The sequence below is a fragment of the Flavobacterium sp. TMP13 genome (genome assembly GCF_050847115.1).
Classification (GTDB): Bacteria; Bacteroidota; Bacteroidia; order Flavobacteriales; family Flavobacteriaceae; genus Flavobacterium.
On record NZ_CP193656.1, the window covers coordinates 3,730,427 to 3,747,307 of the forward strand.

General features: G+C 34.5%; 16 protein-coding genes. 9 read left to right on the forward strand and 7 right to left on the reverse strand.

The window, feature by feature from the left end; all coding sequences use genetic code 11:
- Position 1: 1 nt before the first annotated feature.
- Positions 2 to 919 carry a quinolinate synthase NadA gene (gene nadA / locus ACRASX_RS16110; RefSeq protein WP_432221971.1) on the reverse strand — a complete coding sequence of 306 codons (918 nt, stop codon included), beginning with the start codon at positions 917 to 919 and terminating at the stop codon, positions 2 to 4.
- A gap of 345 nt (positions 920 to 1,264) precedes the next feature.
- Here nadA and ACRASX_RS16115 point away from each other — a divergent pair, with 345 nt between their 5' ends.
- Entirely contained in the window at positions 1,265 to 2,050 is a 786-nt protein-coding gene (locus ACRASX_RS16115; protein ID WP_066307191.1) for an NYN domain-containing protein, read from the forward strand.
- A gap of 38 nt (positions 2,051 to 2,088) precedes the next feature.
- Positions 2,089 to 3,597 carry an FMN-binding glutamate synthase family protein gene (locus tag ACRASX_RS16120; RefSeq protein ID WP_432221972.1) on the forward strand — a complete coding sequence of 503 codons (1,509 nt, stop codon included), beginning with the start codon at positions 2,089 to 2,091 and terminating at the stop codon, positions 3,595 to 3,597.
- 72 nt (positions 3,598 to 3,669) lie between these two features.
- Here ACRASX_RS16120 and ACRASX_RS16125 read toward each other — a convergent pair whose 3' ends face one another.
- Positions 3,670 to 4,548, reverse strand: coding sequence for a PPK2 family polyphosphate kinase (locus ACRASX_RS16125; RefSeq protein WP_432221973.1), 879 nt, complete (start codon positions 4,546 to 4,548; stop codon positions 3,670 to 3,672).
- 293 nt (positions 4,549 to 4,841) lie between these two features.
- Between ACRASX_RS16125 and ACRASX_RS16130 the strand changes: the two genes are divergently transcribed.
- The 4 genes from ACRASX_RS16130 (at position 4,842) to ACRASX_RS16145 (ending at position 9,722) form a co-directional block, all read left to right on the forward strand.
- Complete coding sequence (locus ACRASX_RS16130) at positions 4,842 to 5,681, forward strand: DUF6929 family protein (RefSeq protein ID WP_432221974.1); 840 nt, start codon at positions 4,842 to 4,844, stop codon at positions 5,679 to 5,681.
- Between the two features lie 370 nt (positions 5,682 to 6,051).
- Positions 6,052 to 6,552: an RNA polymerase sigma factor gene (locus tag ACRASX_RS16135; RefSeq protein ID WP_432221975.1), complete on the forward strand. Its 501-nt coding sequence runs from the start codon at positions 6,052 to 6,054 to the stop codon at positions 6,550 to 6,552.
- A gap of 2 nt (positions 6,553 to 6,554) precedes the next feature.
- A complete protein-coding gene (locus ACRASX_RS16140) occupies positions 6,555 to 7,526 on the forward strand; it encodes a hypothetical protein (RefSeq protein ID WP_432221976.1) in 972 nt (323 codons plus the stop codon).
- Positions 7,527 to 7,562: 36 nt separating this feature from the next.
- A complete protein-coding gene (locus ACRASX_RS16145) occupies positions 7,563 to 9,722 on the forward strand; it encodes a YfbK domain-containing protein (RefSeq protein ID WP_432221977.1) in 2,160 nt (719 codons plus the stop codon).
- A gap of 125 nt (positions 9,723 to 9,847) precedes the next feature.
- On the opposite strand, the gene ACRASX_RS16150 is transcribed toward ACRASX_RS16145, so the two are convergent.
- Entirely contained in the window at positions 9,848 to 10,732 is an 885-nt protein-coding gene (locus tag ACRASX_RS16150) for a L,D-transpeptidase (RefSeq protein WP_066307197.1), read from the reverse strand.
- Positions 10,733 to 10,911: 179 nt separating this feature from the next.
- Here ACRASX_RS16150 and ACRASX_RS16155 point away from each other — a divergent pair, with 179 nt between their 5' ends.
- Entirely contained in the window at positions 10,912 to 11,628 is a 717-nt protein-coding gene (locus tag ACRASX_RS16155; RefSeq protein ID WP_432221978.1) for a 3-ketoacyl-ACP reductase, read from the forward strand.
- A gap of 93 nt (positions 11,629 to 11,721) precedes the next feature.
- Here the strand turns inward: ACRASX_RS16155 and mtaB are convergent, their stop codons facing one another.
- Positions 11,722 to 13,050, reverse strand: a complete 1,329-nt coding sequence (gene mtaB, locus ACRASX_RS16160; protein ID WP_432221979.1) for a tRNA (N(6)-L-threonylcarbamoyladenosine(37)-C(2))-methylthiotransferase MtaB — start codon at positions 13,048 to 13,050, stop codon at positions 11,722 to 11,724.
- A 629-nt stretch (positions 13,051 to 13,679) separates the two neighbouring features.
- Between mtaB and ACRASX_RS16165 the strand changes: the two genes are divergently transcribed.
- Positions 13,680 to 14,204: a hypothetical protein gene (locus tag ACRASX_RS16165; RefSeq protein WP_066307339.1), complete on the forward strand. Its 525-nt coding sequence runs from the start codon at positions 13,680 to 13,682 to the stop codon at positions 14,202 to 14,204.
- Between the two features lie 185 nt (positions 14,205 to 14,389).
- The gene (locus tag ACRASX_RS16170; RefSeq protein ID WP_432221980.1) at positions 14,390 to 14,998 is read left to right on the forward strand and encodes an alpha-ketoglutarate-dependent dioxygenase AlkB family protein; all 609 of its coding nucleotides are present in this window, start codon (positions 14,390 to 14,392) and stop codon (positions 14,996 to 14,998) included.
- 12 nt (positions 14,999 to 15,010) lie between these two features.
- On the opposite strand, the gene ACRASX_RS16175 is transcribed toward ACRASX_RS16170, so the two are convergent.
- The 3 genes from ACRASX_RS16175 to ACRASX_RS16185 are packed head-to-tail and all read right to left on the reverse strand — an operon-like array spanning position 15,011 to position 16,803.
- The gene (locus tag ACRASX_RS16175; protein ID WP_432221981.1) at positions 15,011 to 15,814 is read right to left on the reverse strand and encodes a Cof-type HAD-IIB family hydrolase; all 804 of its coding nucleotides are present in this window, start codon (positions 15,812 to 15,814) and stop codon (positions 15,011 to 15,013) included.
- A gap of 17 nt (positions 15,815 to 15,831) precedes the next feature.
- A complete protein-coding gene (locus ACRASX_RS16180) occupies positions 15,832 to 16,050 on the reverse strand; it encodes a putative signal transducing protein (protein ID WP_066307204.1) in 219 nt (72 codons plus the stop codon).
- Positions 16,051 to 16,080: 30 nt separating this feature from the next.
- Positions 16,081 to 16,803, reverse strand: a complete 723-nt coding sequence (locus ACRASX_RS16185) for a DEAD/DEAH box helicase (RefSeq protein ID WP_432221982.1) — start codon at positions 16,801 to 16,803, stop codon at positions 16,081 to 16,083.
- Between the last annotated feature and the right edge of the window lie 78 nt (positions 16,804 to 16,881).

Genomic DNA, 16,881 nt, shown 5'->3' on the forward strand with positions numbered 1-16,881 from the left:
ATTAAGATAAATTTAACATTCTATTTATTGGAATTATGGCTTGATCAGCGATAGCTTGATCCACTTCTATACTTGGCGTTTCGTTTAGTAAACACAGGTATAATTTTTCCAACGTATTCATTTTCATAAAAGCGCATTCGCTGCAAGCGCAGCTATTATCTTCTTTAGATGGTGCTGGAATTAACGTTTTATGAGGCGCCTCTTTTTGCAATTGATGTAAAATTCCGGCCTCGGTTGCCACAATAAAAGTATCGGCTTTGTCATTCTTTATATAGTTAATGATTCCGGACGTCGATCCTACATAATTAGCGACTTTTAAAATTTGGGTTTCTGATTCGGGATGCGCAGCAATTTTTGCATCGGGGTATTTTTGATACACATCAATCAATTTTTCTAAAGAAAAAGCTTCATGTACCACGCACGAACCATCCCATAGAACCATATCTCGACCGGTTTCTTTGATTAGATAATTACCTAAATTTCGATCGGGAGCAAAAATTAAAGGCTGATCCTTGGGTATCGATTCTATTATTTTTTTTGCATTGGAAGACGTGCACACCCAATCACTCATTGTTTTTATTTCGGCCGAACAATTAATGTACGTGACCACTTTATGATCGGGATATTGCGCTTTAAATTTTATAAAATCTTCAGGCAGACATCCATCTGCTAGAGAACAACCCGCATTTAAATCGGGCAACACCACTTTTTTAGTCGGATTTAGAATTTTTGCCGTTTCAGCCATAAAATAGACTCCTGCAAAAACAATAATATCCGCATCTGTTTGTGCCGCTTTTTTTGCCAACTCCAAACTATCTCCCACAAAATCAGCGACTTCTTGAATGTCTTCTTCTTGATAGTAATGCGCGAGAATAATGGCGTTTTTGGCTTTCTTTAATGCCGAAATTTTTTCTTTCATACTGCTATTTTAATTTACAATGCATAATTTACTATACTGCTCCATCAACACCATTAAAACAAAATCTAAACTCATTTAAACTATATTTTCTTCACAAAAAGAGCAAGAGTGAATTGCAAATATATTTAAAATTAGCAATAAAAGACAATTATATCTTTTATTGTTGCCGTTTAAATATTAACAAATTATTGTTCATAAAATCATATAACTAATTGCTTTTTTAAATCTTTAGAAACAAAAGCCATAAATTCAACTAATCGTTTTTCAATTGCTGATATTTTTAGTACTTTTAAAGGTCGAAATTGTTACTCAAAAAATTAAAATACACTTTAAACAGTCATATAGATGTCAGAAAACGCTAAAGAACTCAAACTAGCCGTACTCATAGATGCCGATAATGTCCCCTACAGTAATGTAAAAGGAATGATGGAAGAAATTGCCAAATTTGGTACCCCTACAACCAAGCGTATTTATGCAGACTGGACCAAACCAAACTCCAACGGATGGAAAGGTGTTTTGCTAGAACACGCCATCACGCCCATACAACAATACAGTTATACCGTTGGAAAAAACTCCTCCGATTCTGCCTTGATTATCGATGCAATGGATTTATTATATTCGGATAAACTAGATGGTTTTTGTATTGTTTCTAGCGATAGTGACTTTACACGTTTAGCTATTCGTTTGCGTGAATCTGGAATGAAAGTAATTGGAATTGGAGAAAAGAAAACGCCAAATTCTTTTATAGTTGCTTGTGATCGTTTTATTTACATCGAGGTTTTAGATGGTGCCAAACAAAAAAAGAAACCAAAACCTTCGCCATCCGATTTAAAAGATTCCAAGAAAGTAGTCGAAAAAGCAATTGCAAAACCGCTTAACAAAATTGATTTAGACACTATCGAATTAATAGAAGCCACTATCGAAGATATTGAAGATGACGATGGTTGGGCATTTTTGGGTGATGTTGGAAACCTTATTGTTAAGAAAAAACCAGAGTTTGATCCTCGAAATTATGGTTTCTCTAAATTAACACCAATGCTTAAATCTCTTACAGATATCTTAGAAATAGACGAAAGAGAGTCCGACAAAAAAGGTATTAAACACGTGTACGTTCGTTTGCGTTTCAACTAAAATTAATACCAAAAAATTAAAAATTAGATTATTTTAACATGAGAAAAAAATTTTTCATATACTGTTTTTTACTTTTTGTACTAGTGGTAATTGCTTACTATTACTTCAAAGTTGGTTTTTTATTGCTTATAGTACTGCCTATTTTATTGGTAGTAGGAGTATATAATTCTTTACAAAAAAAACACGCTATTCTAAGAAATTTCCCTGTGTTGGGATATTTCAGATATTTGTTTGAAATGATTGCTCCCGAAATTCAACAATATTTTATTGAACGATCCACTGACGGAAAACCGTTCTCTCGCAATCAGCGTTCTTTGGTGTATCAAAGAGCAAAAAATATCGATTCGAATACCCCTTTTGGCACACAACAAAATTTAAATCAAGCCAGTTACGAAGGTATTAAACATTCTATTTTCCCTGCCAAAGTAAACGAAGAACTCCCACGCATTGTAGTAGGTGGTAAAGATTGTAAACAGCCGTACTTGGCATCGATTTTTAATATTTCAGCAATGAGTTTTGGTTCGCTAAGTGAAAATGCCATTCGTGCTCTAAATATCGGCGCACAAAAAGGTGGCTTTTACCACAATACAGGTGAAGGTGGTTTGACCGATTTCCATTTACAAGGCGGAGATATTACGTGGCAAATCGGAACTGGATATTTTGGTTGCCGTAATGCTGAAGGAAATTTTGATGCCGAAAAATTTTCAGAGAAAGCCAATCTTCCATCGGTAAAAATGATCGAAATTAAATTATCTCAAGGTGCAAAACCAGGTCATGGTGGCGTACTTCCTGCTGCAAAAAATACCGAACAAATTGCCCGTATTCGTGGAGTTGTTCCGCATACAATAATTTTGTCACCACCAAATCATAGTGCTTTTTCCAATTCCAAAGGTCTAATTCATTTTATCAAAAAATTGCGCGAATTGTCCAACGGAAAACCAATTGGTTTTAAACTTTGCATTGGTAATACTGCCGAGTTTGAAGATATTTGTCATGAAATGATAGCCGAAGATTGCTATCCTGATTTTATCACAATAGATGGTGCTGAAGGTGGAACCGGTGCAGCTCCGCTCGAATTCTCAGACGGTGTCGGAATGCCATTTGAACCTTCCTTGATATTTGTAAACAAAACGCTAGTTGACCTAAATATTCGTGATAAAATACGAGTTATTGGCAGCGGAAAAATTGTTTCTGGTTATTCTATTTTGCACGCTATCGCTCTTGGAGCAGATATGTGTAGCAGTGCTAGAGGCTTTATGTTCTCTTTAGGTTGTATTCAAGCGTTGCGATGCCACAACAACACCTGTCCAACGGGAGTTGCAACTCAAGATAAAATGTTAATGAAAGGTTTGGTAGTAACTGATAAATCAGATCGCGTCTATCATTTTCATAAAAATACCTTGCACGCTGCCAACGAATTGTTAGCCGCAGCGGGAAAAACGAGTTTCGCTGATGTAGATATTAATATTTTTATGAGAGGCGATGAATTTGCGCAACTTTCCAATTCTTATTTCCCAGACAATTTAACCAATGTTACCAGGCGATAGAATCATATTATTATAAAAAAAAGAGGCTGTTTCTCGTTCGAAATCAGCCTCTTTTCTTTTAAATTACTATAACTAGTCTTGCTCTAATTGCTTTCTATAATCTGCAAAATTGGCTTTAATAGCATCATCTAATTCCGGAATCTTAATATCCGAATACTTTTGCAATTCATTCCAAATAATTTCAGCCACAATATAGCGCGCCATATCTTTATCATCGGCAGGAACCACAAACCAAGGCGCATTCTTTTTCGACGTTTTGCTTATCGCTTTCTCATAATACTTCATGTACTCATCCCAATGCTCCCGCTCTTTTAGATCTCCAGGCGAGAATTTCCAATTGTGTTTGGGTTCTTCCAAACGACGCAACAAACGCTCTCCTTGTTCTTTTTTACTCAAGTTCAAATAAAACTTTAAAACTATTGTTCCGTTTTGCGATAAATGTTTTTCAAAATTTACAATTTGCTTGATTCTTTTTTTCCAAAAACCATTCGGAATATCATCTACTTCTTCAATTCCTGGCAAATTTTCGTTTAATATATATTCAGGATGCACGCGTGTCACCAAAACATTCTCATAATGCGTGCGATTAAAAATGGCAAACTTTCCTTTTTCTGGCAAAGCCAAATAATGGCGCCACAAAAAATCATGCTCCAACTCGGCCGAATTCGGGGTCTTAAAACTCTGAACCACTACTCCACGCGAATTAAATTCTTTAAAAACTTCGCGAATTAAACTGTCTTTACCCGACGTGTCCATTCCTTGCAAACAAATTAAAACACCGTATCGGTTGTGCGCATACATCACATCTTGCAACTCACTCAATTTCTCGCGTACGCCATCCAGCTTATCTTCTTTTTCATCTTCATCCGCCTTTACATCGAGTAAAGTGGGTAAATCTTTTAGTTTTATTTTTGTTGTAACTCTAAAATCATCTGGATCTATCTTTTTCATACTTTATTCGTTTTAATAGTTCTAATATACAAATTTTTGGCAGCAAATTCCCGCTTTCTACTGCAATAGTTGTTCTTGCCTTCGTTTTTTATTAGGTCGTTTCAGGAGCTTCCTTTGGTCGCTCTGCTACTTCCATAAAAACACAAATTCACTTCAACTATTTTCATGACAATCGGGGCTGCACACTGCTTTAATCAATAGTATAATTTCAGTCTACTTCTAAATTACATCAAATTTTAATATTTTAAATTTTATTATAAAGCTTATCTTCGTTAAAAAGTAAACCAATAAACATGGAAAAATTTACCCTCGAAATTTTATTTCACATCATTGGCATTGGTTCTGCATCGGGACTTATATATCAAAATAATTCATTGTATGTAATCGGAGACAACAGCGGTTATTTGTACGAATATAACATGGATTCTAAATTATTGAATAAACACCCATTAGTGGAAAATGCAACCGAAAATACACCTAAAAAAGACAAGTCTGATTTTGAATCAATAGCTCATTTCGGAGATACATTATACGTTTTTGGTTCAGGTTCAACAGCTAATCGCAACAAAATGATTGAATTTAACATACAGTCTAAAACTAAGACAAAAGCAAACGACTTAGTCGATTTATATGCAGTGATTCAAAATTTTGCCGACATTAGACCTGAAGATTTTAATGTAGAAGGTGCTATTTTTGAAGGCGAGAACTGGTACTTATTCAATCGTGGCAATGGCAGTTCAAACAAAAACACCATCTTTACCATTCACGCCAAAAATTTAGGGCAAGAATTTGCTTTAGTCGCTACCAATTATAAACTCCCAAAAATCAAAGGTGTTCACTCCAGCTTTACCGATGCGGTTTTGGTCGATGATAAAATATACTTTTTGGCCACCGTCGAAGACACCAAATCGACCTACGAAGATGGCGAAGTTCTGGGAAGTTTTGTGGGTAAAATGGATGTAAAAACCATGAAAATTGACTTTACTCAAAAAATCACCGATACCAATAAATTTGAAGGAATTACATTGTACGAGAAAACTAAAAGCCAAATTACTTTTTTACTCTGCGAAGACAATGATACCGAATCACAAGAAACCAGCATTTTTAAACTGTCTTTACCATTATCTAAATAATTTATCATTTGCGTGCAACCACTAAAATATTTTTTCCGCGTTTTACTTTATAATACCTAAAATAGTAAATAAATTTATTTTTAGAAGTACTAAAAGCACCTTTTTTCAGTATTACAATTAGCATCTTTTAACTTTTAGAATTTTTATTCTGCAATAAAGATCAACTTAATGATTGAAAAGCAAAAGGCTTCAAAAGTTTTATCGAAAATTTAACTTTAAATAAAACTCACTAAATCAGCGTCTTATATAATTATCTTCTGTATTTTAATTTATTTTTCATTGCTATCCCAACCTTTTTACCTTTTCAGCTCTCTTTAGTATAAAGAACCCAATTGTGATAAACGAAACTCAAATAGCCAATTGCAAAAAAATGAACCGCGAGGCACAACGTCAGGTTTATGAAGCTATGGCGTCTAAATTATATCGTGTTTGCAAACGATACTTAAAAAAGGAGGAAGAAGTAGAAGAAGCGTTGGCAGATGCATTTTATACCATTTTTACAAAAATAGACCAACTTAAAGAATATAAAGCTTTTGAAGGTTGGGCGCGAAAGATAATGGTAAATCACTGTTTAGCAAGAATCAAAAAAAACACAAACTTTAATATGTATTTGGATGATGTCAAATTGCTTTCACAACCTTTTACAGACGCTGTTGATCATTTAGAAGAAGAAGATTTACTCAATTTACTAAACCATATTCCAGAAGGTTGTAAAACTGTTTTTAACCTTTTTGTTATCGAAGGGTACGCACACAGAGAAATAGCCACTATGCTCAATATTTCGGAAGGAACATCAAAATCACAATTGAATGCCGCCAAAACAAAGTTGAAGGAACTAGTAAATAAATTGTATTATCAAAAAGCAAAATAGTCATGGACAACCAAGATAAAATATTCGATAAAATTAAAGCTGCTTCCAAAATTGCAGAAGAAAAAGACTTTTTGGCAATGGAAAAAGTGTGGTCTCGCCTTGAAGAAAGGTTAGATAAGAAGGAAGATAAAAAAACCATTTCGCTATGGAAAAAGATTGCAGTTGCTGCCTCTTTGTTATTAGTACTTTCTTTAGGTTTTCAATTTTTAAAAACAGACCAAATAACAACTATTCCAAACACAGATAAAATAGTAACAACCCAAAGCAAGAAAAGTCCGGTAGAGAATTCTACTTTAGAAGGAAATGAGATCAAAGTCTCTGAAAATTATCAAGTAGTGCCTAAAGCTGAGGTTGAAAAAATACTAAACGATCAAATCAACCAAAAAGAACCACTTGCTTTACACGAATTAAAAACTATTGCTGATCAAAATAGCTATGAAAATTCGGCGGTTGTTGTTCCCGAGGAAACTCAGTCTGCTCCTGCATCAATGGCTATCGACTATTCCGACAATCACGATTCGGAACCTATTTTGCAAAACAAAGCCTTTAGTTCTCCTTACAAGACAAAATCAATTCAAGGCGAATCGTATACAAGTACACAGGCTGAAAAAGAAACGATACTGGCTAAAAAAAGTACTCCTTTACTTATCATGAATGGAAAAGCAATCGCACATACCAAACATGATAAACGAGATAAAATGATGCAGCGAGAATTACCCAATTTGAGTCCAGAGAATGTAGAATCGCTAGTAGTTTTAGACGAACCTTTGTACATTATTGACGGCATCTATTATTCGGAAAATGATTTATTCGGAAGCAATCCAACAAGTCCATATGCACCTTTAAATAAGCAAGAAATTAAAGTAATAACCATTCTGCAAGATCTCGAAGCCACCTCAAAATATGGCGATAAAGGCAAAAAAGGCGTGGTGTTAATTACTACCAAAACCGGGAAACCAGCACTACAAAAATAGCTGTGACCTAAAATACTAATCTTAAAATTTACTATCATGAAAAGTTTAAAACTTATTTCATCAGCCATTACTATGCTTTTATGTTTCGTAACCTTGGCGCAAGAAAGAACAATTACAGGAACCGTTTCAGATGCAAACGGGCCGCTTCCTGGTGTAAACATCAGCGTCAAAAAATCAACAAAAATAACTACTACTAACTTTGATGGAAAATACAGCATACAAGCAACAAAGGGAGATGAACTAGTTTTTAGTTTTATTGGCTGCATGACGCAAACTGCCGTTGTAAAAGACAAAAATGTCATTAATATTAAGATGGTCGACAACTCACAAACTTTGCAAGAAGTGGTAGTTGTAGGCTATGGGTGTACTTCAAACTATGTGAAAAATGACTATGTTCGCTCCGATAGAAAAAAAGCAAAGCTGACCAGCGCTCAAGCACTTCAGGGAAGAGTACAAGGTATTCAAGTTCATTATAGTGCTGGCTATTCGCCCTCTGAAAATCGTATCATTAACGGGCAACAAGCGTTAACTTCTCAAAAGGAACCTTTGTATATTGTAGATGGAGTTCTGTTTAAATCGCAACAATTTGCAAAAATTAATCCAAATAATATTAAAGATGTAAAAGTTATAAAAGATGGAAACGCAACGGCACTTTATGGAAATAAAGCAGTAAACGGAGTTATTCTTTTGTCTACGAAAAATGAAATTTATAAAAATCGTACTGAAAAAGAGATTACTGCATTACTGAATAAATCAGCTCTTATTTCTTCTGAAGATTTAAATAACGAAGAGTATGATTCTTTTGTAGAAAATGCATTTGAAAGTCCGAATTTTACACCGTTATCAACTTTTTCTATAGATGTCGATAATGCTTCCTACACGAACATTAGACGTTTTATAAACAACGGACAGAAAGTACCTAAAGATGCCGTTCGTGTAGAGGAAATGGTCAATTTTTTTAAATACAATTATACACAACCAAAAAACAAAGATCCCTTTTCGATCACTACCGAATTAAGTGATTCTCCTTGGAATGCAAAAAATCAAATTTTAAAAATTGGTTTGCAGGGAAAAGACATTCCAACCACCGATTTACCAGCCTCTAACCTTGTCTTTTTAATTGATGTTTCTGGCTCGATGAGTACTGCAAATAAATTGCCACTTTTGAAACAAAGCATGAAAATATTGGTAAATGAACTTCGTTCTAAAGACAAAGTCGCTATAGTAGTTTATGCGGGTGCTGCTGGTTTAGTTTTACCGCCAACAGCGGGAGATGAGAAAAAAACTATAATTGATGCTTTCGAAAATTTAAGCGCTGGCGGAAGCACGGCTGGCGGAGCTGGAATTGAATTGGCTTATAAAATAGCGACCGAAAATTTTATAAAAAACGGAAACAACAGAGTGATTCTAGCAACAGATGGAGATTTTAATGTGGGACTTTCCTCCGATGCTGACATGGAAACTCTAATTGAACAAAAGCGAAAAACAGGCGTGTTTTTAACCTGTTTGGGTTACGGAATGGGCAATTATAAAGACAGCAAAATGGAAACTTTGGCAGATAAAGGAAATGGCAATTACGCTTACATCGACAACATTCAAGAAGCAAACCGCTTTTTAGGTAAAGAGTTTAAAGGTTCAATGTTTGCAATCGCTAAAGACGTCAAAATTCAGATCGAATTTAATCCTAAACAAGTGCAAGCTTACCGACTAATTGGCTACGAAAACAGAAAGCTTCGCCCAGAAGATTTTAAAAATGATGCCATTGATGCGGGTGAATTAGGCAGTAATCACACTGTGACTGCTTTATATGAAATTATTCCTGTTGGAACTAAAAGTAACTATATTGGTAATGAGCCCGATGTGTTAAAATACACTAAGGTAAAGGACAACAGTGTCAATTTTTCAGATGAATTGGCAACGATAAAATTTCGATACAAAAAACCTGACGGAGATAAGAGTATCGAAATTTTACACGTTATTCCAAGCAAAGCTATTTCTCTGGAAAGTGCCACAGAAAACTTTAAATTTAGTGCAGCTGTAGCTTGGTTTGGTTTAAAGTTGAGAGGCTCAAATTTAATAGTAAAAAAATCCTCAGATGAGATTGCTGCGCTTGCGAAACAAGGATTATCAAACGATCCTGATGGTTACAAAGCAGAGTTTATACGATTAGTTACTGCAGAGAAATTGCTCAACTAAAATATAAGAGCAGGTAAAACTACTGAATACCGCTTTATAATTGGGAAAAAACAAAAGTTCCACTAAACCGCAACCGAATTGTTCATGTTTAGTGGAACCGCCCCAAAAAATAGTATTGCAAAAACCTACAATTGCAATCTAGTATTTTCACTGATTTTCTGTTCTTTCAGTATCTCCTTTAAATGTGGTTGTATCAAATCTGCCATTTGATCTTCAGAAATTTCTAAAGCTTCTGGTTTGTCAACCAATTGTGTCCAAGGCTTTTTTCCTTTAAAATCATAACTTCCATATACTAAAACTGGAGTTCCTTTAGCTTTCACGTTTTCTTTATCTTGTAAAACCCATTGCTCTGCCCAATCGTATAAATAGCGTGCGTCCTTTTCTTGCAAACGCAAACAAGAATGTGAAGCTGGATAACCTGGCAAAATATATTCGTGAAAACCAACTCCTAATTTGTTCTCAATATTAAAATTCCATTTTAAGTCCCATTCATCATTAAAGGTACTAGTAGTTTCTTCTGCCTTCCAATTGGTGTAAAAAAGACCGGTTGGTGTTAAATCTTTCTCTCTACCCATATTTGTTGGCCCAGTATACACTAAAGTTCCGTTTTTGTAAGCGGCAAAAGTTTGTGTTGGATACGAAAAAACAATGATCTTAGAAATTTGTTTCATCTCTTCTACTTGCAACGGAAACGGTAAAAAATCTTCTTTTTTTCCATCAAAAGCAGTTGGTACTACAATTGAATCTATTTTTGAAATGCTTGCTTTATCTGTTCTATTAATAGCCAAAACAATATCCATTTTAGCCGCATCGTTTTCGTTGGCTTTTAACCAAGACTTTGATGATTCTAAAGTATATTTTAAATCTTTTACTTTATCACGGTGCACAATTTTTATAGTATCTGCCGCTTCTTCAGTAGTTATATTGGTATCTTTTGTATCAGTTGAGTTTTTGCAAGAAATGAATGCTGTAAAAACAAATAATGTTAAAAGTAAAGTTCCTCTTTTCATGGTATTATTGTAAAAATTTATAGTGCAAAGATGCGCCAAAGACTAACGTTGGCTGTTATACAATTTTCAAGAATCGTTATCAAATTTCAATTTTAATGAGATTTATCAATTTTTTCACATCTAGAAATCGTGTACGGTTCTGTAAAGCTTTAACTTTGTTGGACTAAAAAATAAAGAAAATGATAGATTTAAAAAATAAAAATGCCCTAATCACTGGCGCAGGTAAAGGAATCGGAAAAGCAACTGCTCTTGCACTAGCAAAAGAAGGTGTTAACATAATATTGATCGCCCGAACTCAAGCTGACCTTAATGAAGTTGCCGAAGAAATTAAATCCTTTGGAGTGAAAACTTTTGCGGTTACGGCTGATGTTTCAGACATGGAGTCTGTGAATAATGCGGTAGCTAAAGCATTAGATGCATTTGACACCATTGATATCTTAATCAATAATGCTGGAATCGCAGGTTTTGGAAAATTTTTGGAAATGGAACCAAAAGCTTGGGAAAAAATCATCCAAGTAAACTTAATGGGAACCTATTATGTAACTCGTGCTGTTTTACCTAATATGATTGAAAGACAAACCGGAGATATTATTAACATATCGTCAACTGCTGGACAAAAAGGAAACGCATTAACTAGTGCTTACAGTGCATCTAAATTTGCAGTTTTAGGTTTGACGGAAGCACTAATGCAAGAAGTGCGTAAACACAACATTCGGGTAACAGCTTTAACGCCAAGCACTGCAGCAACGGACATGGCAATTGACTTAAAGTTGACCGATGGAAATCCTGAAAAAGTAATGCAAGCTGAAGATATAGCCGAATTGATCGTACTGCAATTGAAGCTAAACCGCAGAGTTTTTATTAAAGAATCTGGTATTTGGTCTACCAATCCATAATTTAAATTCATAAAGTATTAAATTACATATTTGATTAAATGACAAAAACCCCTCGTAAAAGGGGTTTTCTATTTTAGTGCAAAAAAGCGATTGCTAAACCAGTTCCTTTACAAAATCTAGGCGAACACTTCCGTCTTCATCAATTTTTGTCAAGGTAATTTCGTGCAGTGTATTTACCAATTCTGGATTCCACGGTGTTTTGACTTTTACGTAATTTTCTGTAAAACCGTGAATGTATCCTTCTTTATTTTCACTTTCAAAAAGTGCAGTTCTTGTACTTCCTAATTGGCTTTCATAAAAAGCACGTCGTTTTTTTACTGATAAACCGCGCAACATTTTACTTCTTTTAGAACGAACGTTTGCTGGAATGACTCCATCCATTTCCACAGCTTCTGTATTGTCTCTTTCTGAATATGTAAAAACATGTAAGTAAGAAATATCCATTTCATTCAAAAAATGATAGGTTTCTAAAAAATGTTCGTCAGTTTCTCCAGGAAATCCAACAATAACATCTACACCTATACAGGCATTTGGCATTACTTGACGAATTTTATTTACGCGATCCGTATATACTTCGCGCAAATAACGACGCTTCATTAATTTTAATATGTCATTACTTCCTGATTGCAATGGAATATGGAAATGTGGTACAAAAGTGCGGCTATTAGCAACAAATTCAATGGTTTCATTTTTAAGTAAATTCGGCTCAATCGAAGAAATTCGCAAACGCTCGATGCCTTCCACTTCATCCAAAGCCTTAACCAAATCTAGAAAAGTGTGTTCGTGCTTTTTATTACCAAATTCTCCTTTACCGTAATCTCCAATATTTACACCCGTTAAAACAATTTCCTTAATATTTTGACTAGAAATTTCTTTGGCGTTGTGTAGTACGTTTTCTAATTCATCACTACGAGAAATTCCACGCGCTAACGGAATGGTACAATAGGTACATTTGTAATCACAACCGTCTTGTACTTTTAAAAAAGCGCGAGTACGGTCACCAATCGAGTAACTTCCGACGTAAAAATCAGCTTCTGAGATTTCGCACGAATGCACTTCCCCCATATCATTTTTACTCAAATCATTAAGATAGTCGGTGATTTTGAATTTTTCAGTTGCTCCCAATACTAGATCTACTCCATCTACGGAAGCTAATTCTTCAGGTTTTAATTGTGCATAGCAACCAACAGCCGCGACGAAAGCTTTATCGTTTAATTTCATTGCCTTCTTGACTATCTGCTTGAACTGCTTATCAGCATTATCGGTAACTGAACAGGTGTTGATTACATAAATATCTGCAATTTGCTCAAAATCAACACGATCAAAGCCTTCGTCCTGAAAGTTTCGAGCAATCGTCGATGTTTCTGAGAAATTAAGTTTGCATCCAAGCGTATAAAAGGCAACTTTCTTTTTATTTTCCATAGGAAGGAACTACGTTTTAAGTAGTATTTAATTATAAATTCTTCTTTTTTAGAGATTTTGCAAATTTACGTACAATATTCCTCAAAATAAAATCATTAATTCACTACTATTCAATATTTTGCATTGCACTACCATTTACAGCCACTATAAAAAGACTGTTTACGATTTTTCGAACTAATGCTAAACACATAAATTAAAAAATAAAGTTCTTTTGTTGATTAAATCCCCCAGATTTGTTATAAACGTTGCGATTTTAACCAAAAAATTTTATCATATCCGTGAGATCTTAAAAAATTAAATTTTTATAACAATTGCCTTTTATGTCCTAAAAATTAGCACTAAATTCACCTCTAGAAAAATCCAGAAATTAAAGAGTGTTAATTGAATCTTTCGGCACCAATCACTACTGATTATCAGTTGATAGCAATTTAGACCTAGTTACTTTTTTTTCTATAAATAAGACAGTATTATCTTTTTGGGTCATTTTTTAGCTTTTTTGAAGCAATTAAAAACGAAAAAAAACAACATTTTATCTCTACTGTCGTTAAACAGAGTAAGAAAATTAAAAACACAATTGGGAAAGCCGAAAACCATATAGAGTAGGCATGACTAAAACGAAACAATTATTTATGAAACTGTTTTACCCTACTATTTTATTATTTTTTGTCGCTATTTTTGGCATTAATGCACAGAATAAAGCAGACACTACAACCAATCCGTTTCCTACGGTAGCTACTTTAACAGAATGGGCGAGCTACAACTCTCAAACTAAATTTGATCTTGCAGTTCGTGGTTTATTAGGATTTAAATTTGAAGAAAAAGAAGGTGATGATGCCTCGACTGCTTACACTTATATTCGTAAAGTAGTTGTAAACAACATTTCCTATACGGATCGGATTGTGTATCGAATTACCAATACCAACTCTGCAAGCGTTATTTCTTTAGTAACTGCCTCAACGGACTTGGTTAGTTTTTATTCTCCGCAACTGGCTTCTTACAAACGTCAAAATTGCTCAACGCCAATGGCAAAAGATAAAAGTACAACTTGCAGCTGTTACGAAAGTGCAGAATATGCGATTGACTTATGCGACGAACGCGTTAAGTTAACAATGGGTGATGGAAATAAATATTTTATTTCGGTAGCCAAAAAGTAAGATTCCCCAATTTTACCCAGACACATTAAGTTTTCTATAAAGTCTCCCAAATCTTGCTCTCCAAATACCAACAACAGCTTACCTACTAGATGCTAATGGTTTTACAAAGGAATTAAGAAATGATTGGGAGGCTTTTTTTTTGAAAAATATTAGCTATTTTTAAGGTCCAAAAACTTGCAAAATCAATGGACTTATTTGCCACCGAACCGACAGAATCTTACAATCTATTACCAAAAGATGGCATGGTCAATTACTATGGAACGGTATTTTCTCAATCACAAGCCAATCACTATTACCAAATTTTATTTGATTCTATCGAATGGAGAAATGATGAAGCGGTTATGTTTGGAAAACGGATCATTACCAAACGCAAAGTGGCTTGGTACGGCGACATTCCTTTTGAATACTCCTATTCTAACACAACTAAAAAAGCTTTACCATGGACCTCAGAATTGTTAGAACTCAAAAAAAGAACCGAAGAGATAACAGGGCAAACTTATAATTCGTGTTTACTTAATTTGTATCATGATGGTAGCGAAGGCATGTCTTGGCACAGTGATGCCGAAAAAGATTTGAAAAAAAATGGTGCTATAGGCTCGTTAAGTTTTGGAGCCGAACGTAAGTTTGCTTTTAAGCATAAAGTTACTAAAGAAACGATTTCGATTGTTTTAGCACATGGTAGTTTATTGGTAATGAAAGGAACGACGCAAACGAACTGGTTGCATCGCTTACCACCAACAAAAATGGTCCTAAAACCAAGAATAAACTTAACTTTTAGAACCATTGTTATTTAAAAAACAGTTTCCTTAATTGAGAATAAAACGCTGAATTACCTCGGCAACACCGTCATCATTATTCGATGCAACAATAACATCTGCTTTGTCTCTTAGGTCAGGAGTAACATTGTCTACCCAAACACCAAGTCCTGCATATTCAATCATAGACAAATCGTTTCCGGCATTTCCAACAGCTATGATTTCACTTTGTTTGATGTTCAATTTTTTAGCTAACAATTTCAAACTAGCGCCTTTATCAATTCCGTTTTGAGCCACTTCCAAGAAAAATGGTTTAGACATAGAAACGCTTAAATGTGGCATCGCCAATTTTAGATCAATCTCGAGCTGCTTTAAATACTCAGGCTCTTCCAATAAAATACATTTTACAGCCGGAGAAGAAACGTGATCTTTAAAACTAGCCACTTTATGGTGTGGTAAACCCGTAATTACTTTTTCTATCTCTATGAACTCAGAATCAGTTTCGCTAATAATTGCTCCATTTAAGTAAGTAATAATATGCGTTTTGTTCTTTAAACTATAATCGTACAATTCATGAATTTGTTCCTGCGTGAGCATTTGTTCAAAGAAAACCGAATTATCCTTTAGATTGGTAATCACAGCTCCGTTAAACGAAATCATATACGAATCTAAGGTATCCAATTCTAACTCCTTGGCATACGACAACATTGCCGCAGTTGGTCTTCCTGAAGCCAAAATAACATGTACTCCTTTTTCTCTTGCCTTAAAAAGCATTGCTTTATTCAGGTCTGATATTTTATGGTCGTCTGTCAATAAGGTATCATCCATATCTAAGACCAACATTTTGTATTGCATTTTGTTTTGTTTGTAAGCTAGATGCTTAATCTAAAATCTTCAATTATTTGATTCGCTTTGGCAAATTCTGTCTCTTCAATAAATACTTCTACAGCTAAATCAGAATTTCCAAATCCACCTAAGCGTGCCGATTGTAAATTATTTTTAAGAACAGTTTCTACACCCACTTCATTTAATCTCAACTGTAAGGCTTGTGCTAAAATTTCACTTCCCGAAAACACTTTCATTAATCCCATAATATATATTTTTAAATTATCTGTAAAAAACTAATTCTCTTCTTTTTCTTCTTTTCTTTCATGCTCTTCCTCATCTTCATTTTCTGCTCCTAAGTCTTTCTCCTCAGCATCGCTTTCCTCTTCTTCAGTTTCTTCCTCTTCTTCTTCAATGTCAAAATAATAAGGCTCCAGCATTAACTTATCGATTAATATCTCCACGCGTTCAGTCAATTTTTCTGTAAAAAGGATACGTTGTGTTTTGGCAATACTATTTGAAATTCTCATCATTTTTGTTTCATGACGCAATTTCAACAAACTATTTGCATCGTCAATAATGAACATTTTTAAACGATTTACATTGTAACCCGCTGTACTCAACATGTCATTCAATTTGTTCGGAGTGCCAATTAAAACATCGACTCCTGTCGAAATGTAATTTTTATCATAATCGGTATCGCCTTTATCATGAATTCCGTAAATTTCAAGATTGGTTCCTTTGGCATATTTATCAAATAAAGCCTCCATTTCCAACACCTTTTCTTTGCTTTCTACAAATATCAAAGCACGCGGTGACTCTTCAGTTTCACGCGCCAACTGCTGAATTACATTCAGTACAATAGTAGTGGATCTGCCCGTTCCTTCAGCAGCAACAATTACACAATCTGCTCCACTTTTTATAGTAGAAAAAGTTTCTCTTTGCAGCGTGTTCGCTTTTGTTAAACCATCAGCAACTAAATTTTGCTGCAGGATTTCGTTTATTTTCTTTAGTTTCATTTATTATGATTGAAAGATTGAAAAATTGCAAAATTGAAAAATTTAGCGGGTACCGAATTTTTAAATGTTCCAATTTTT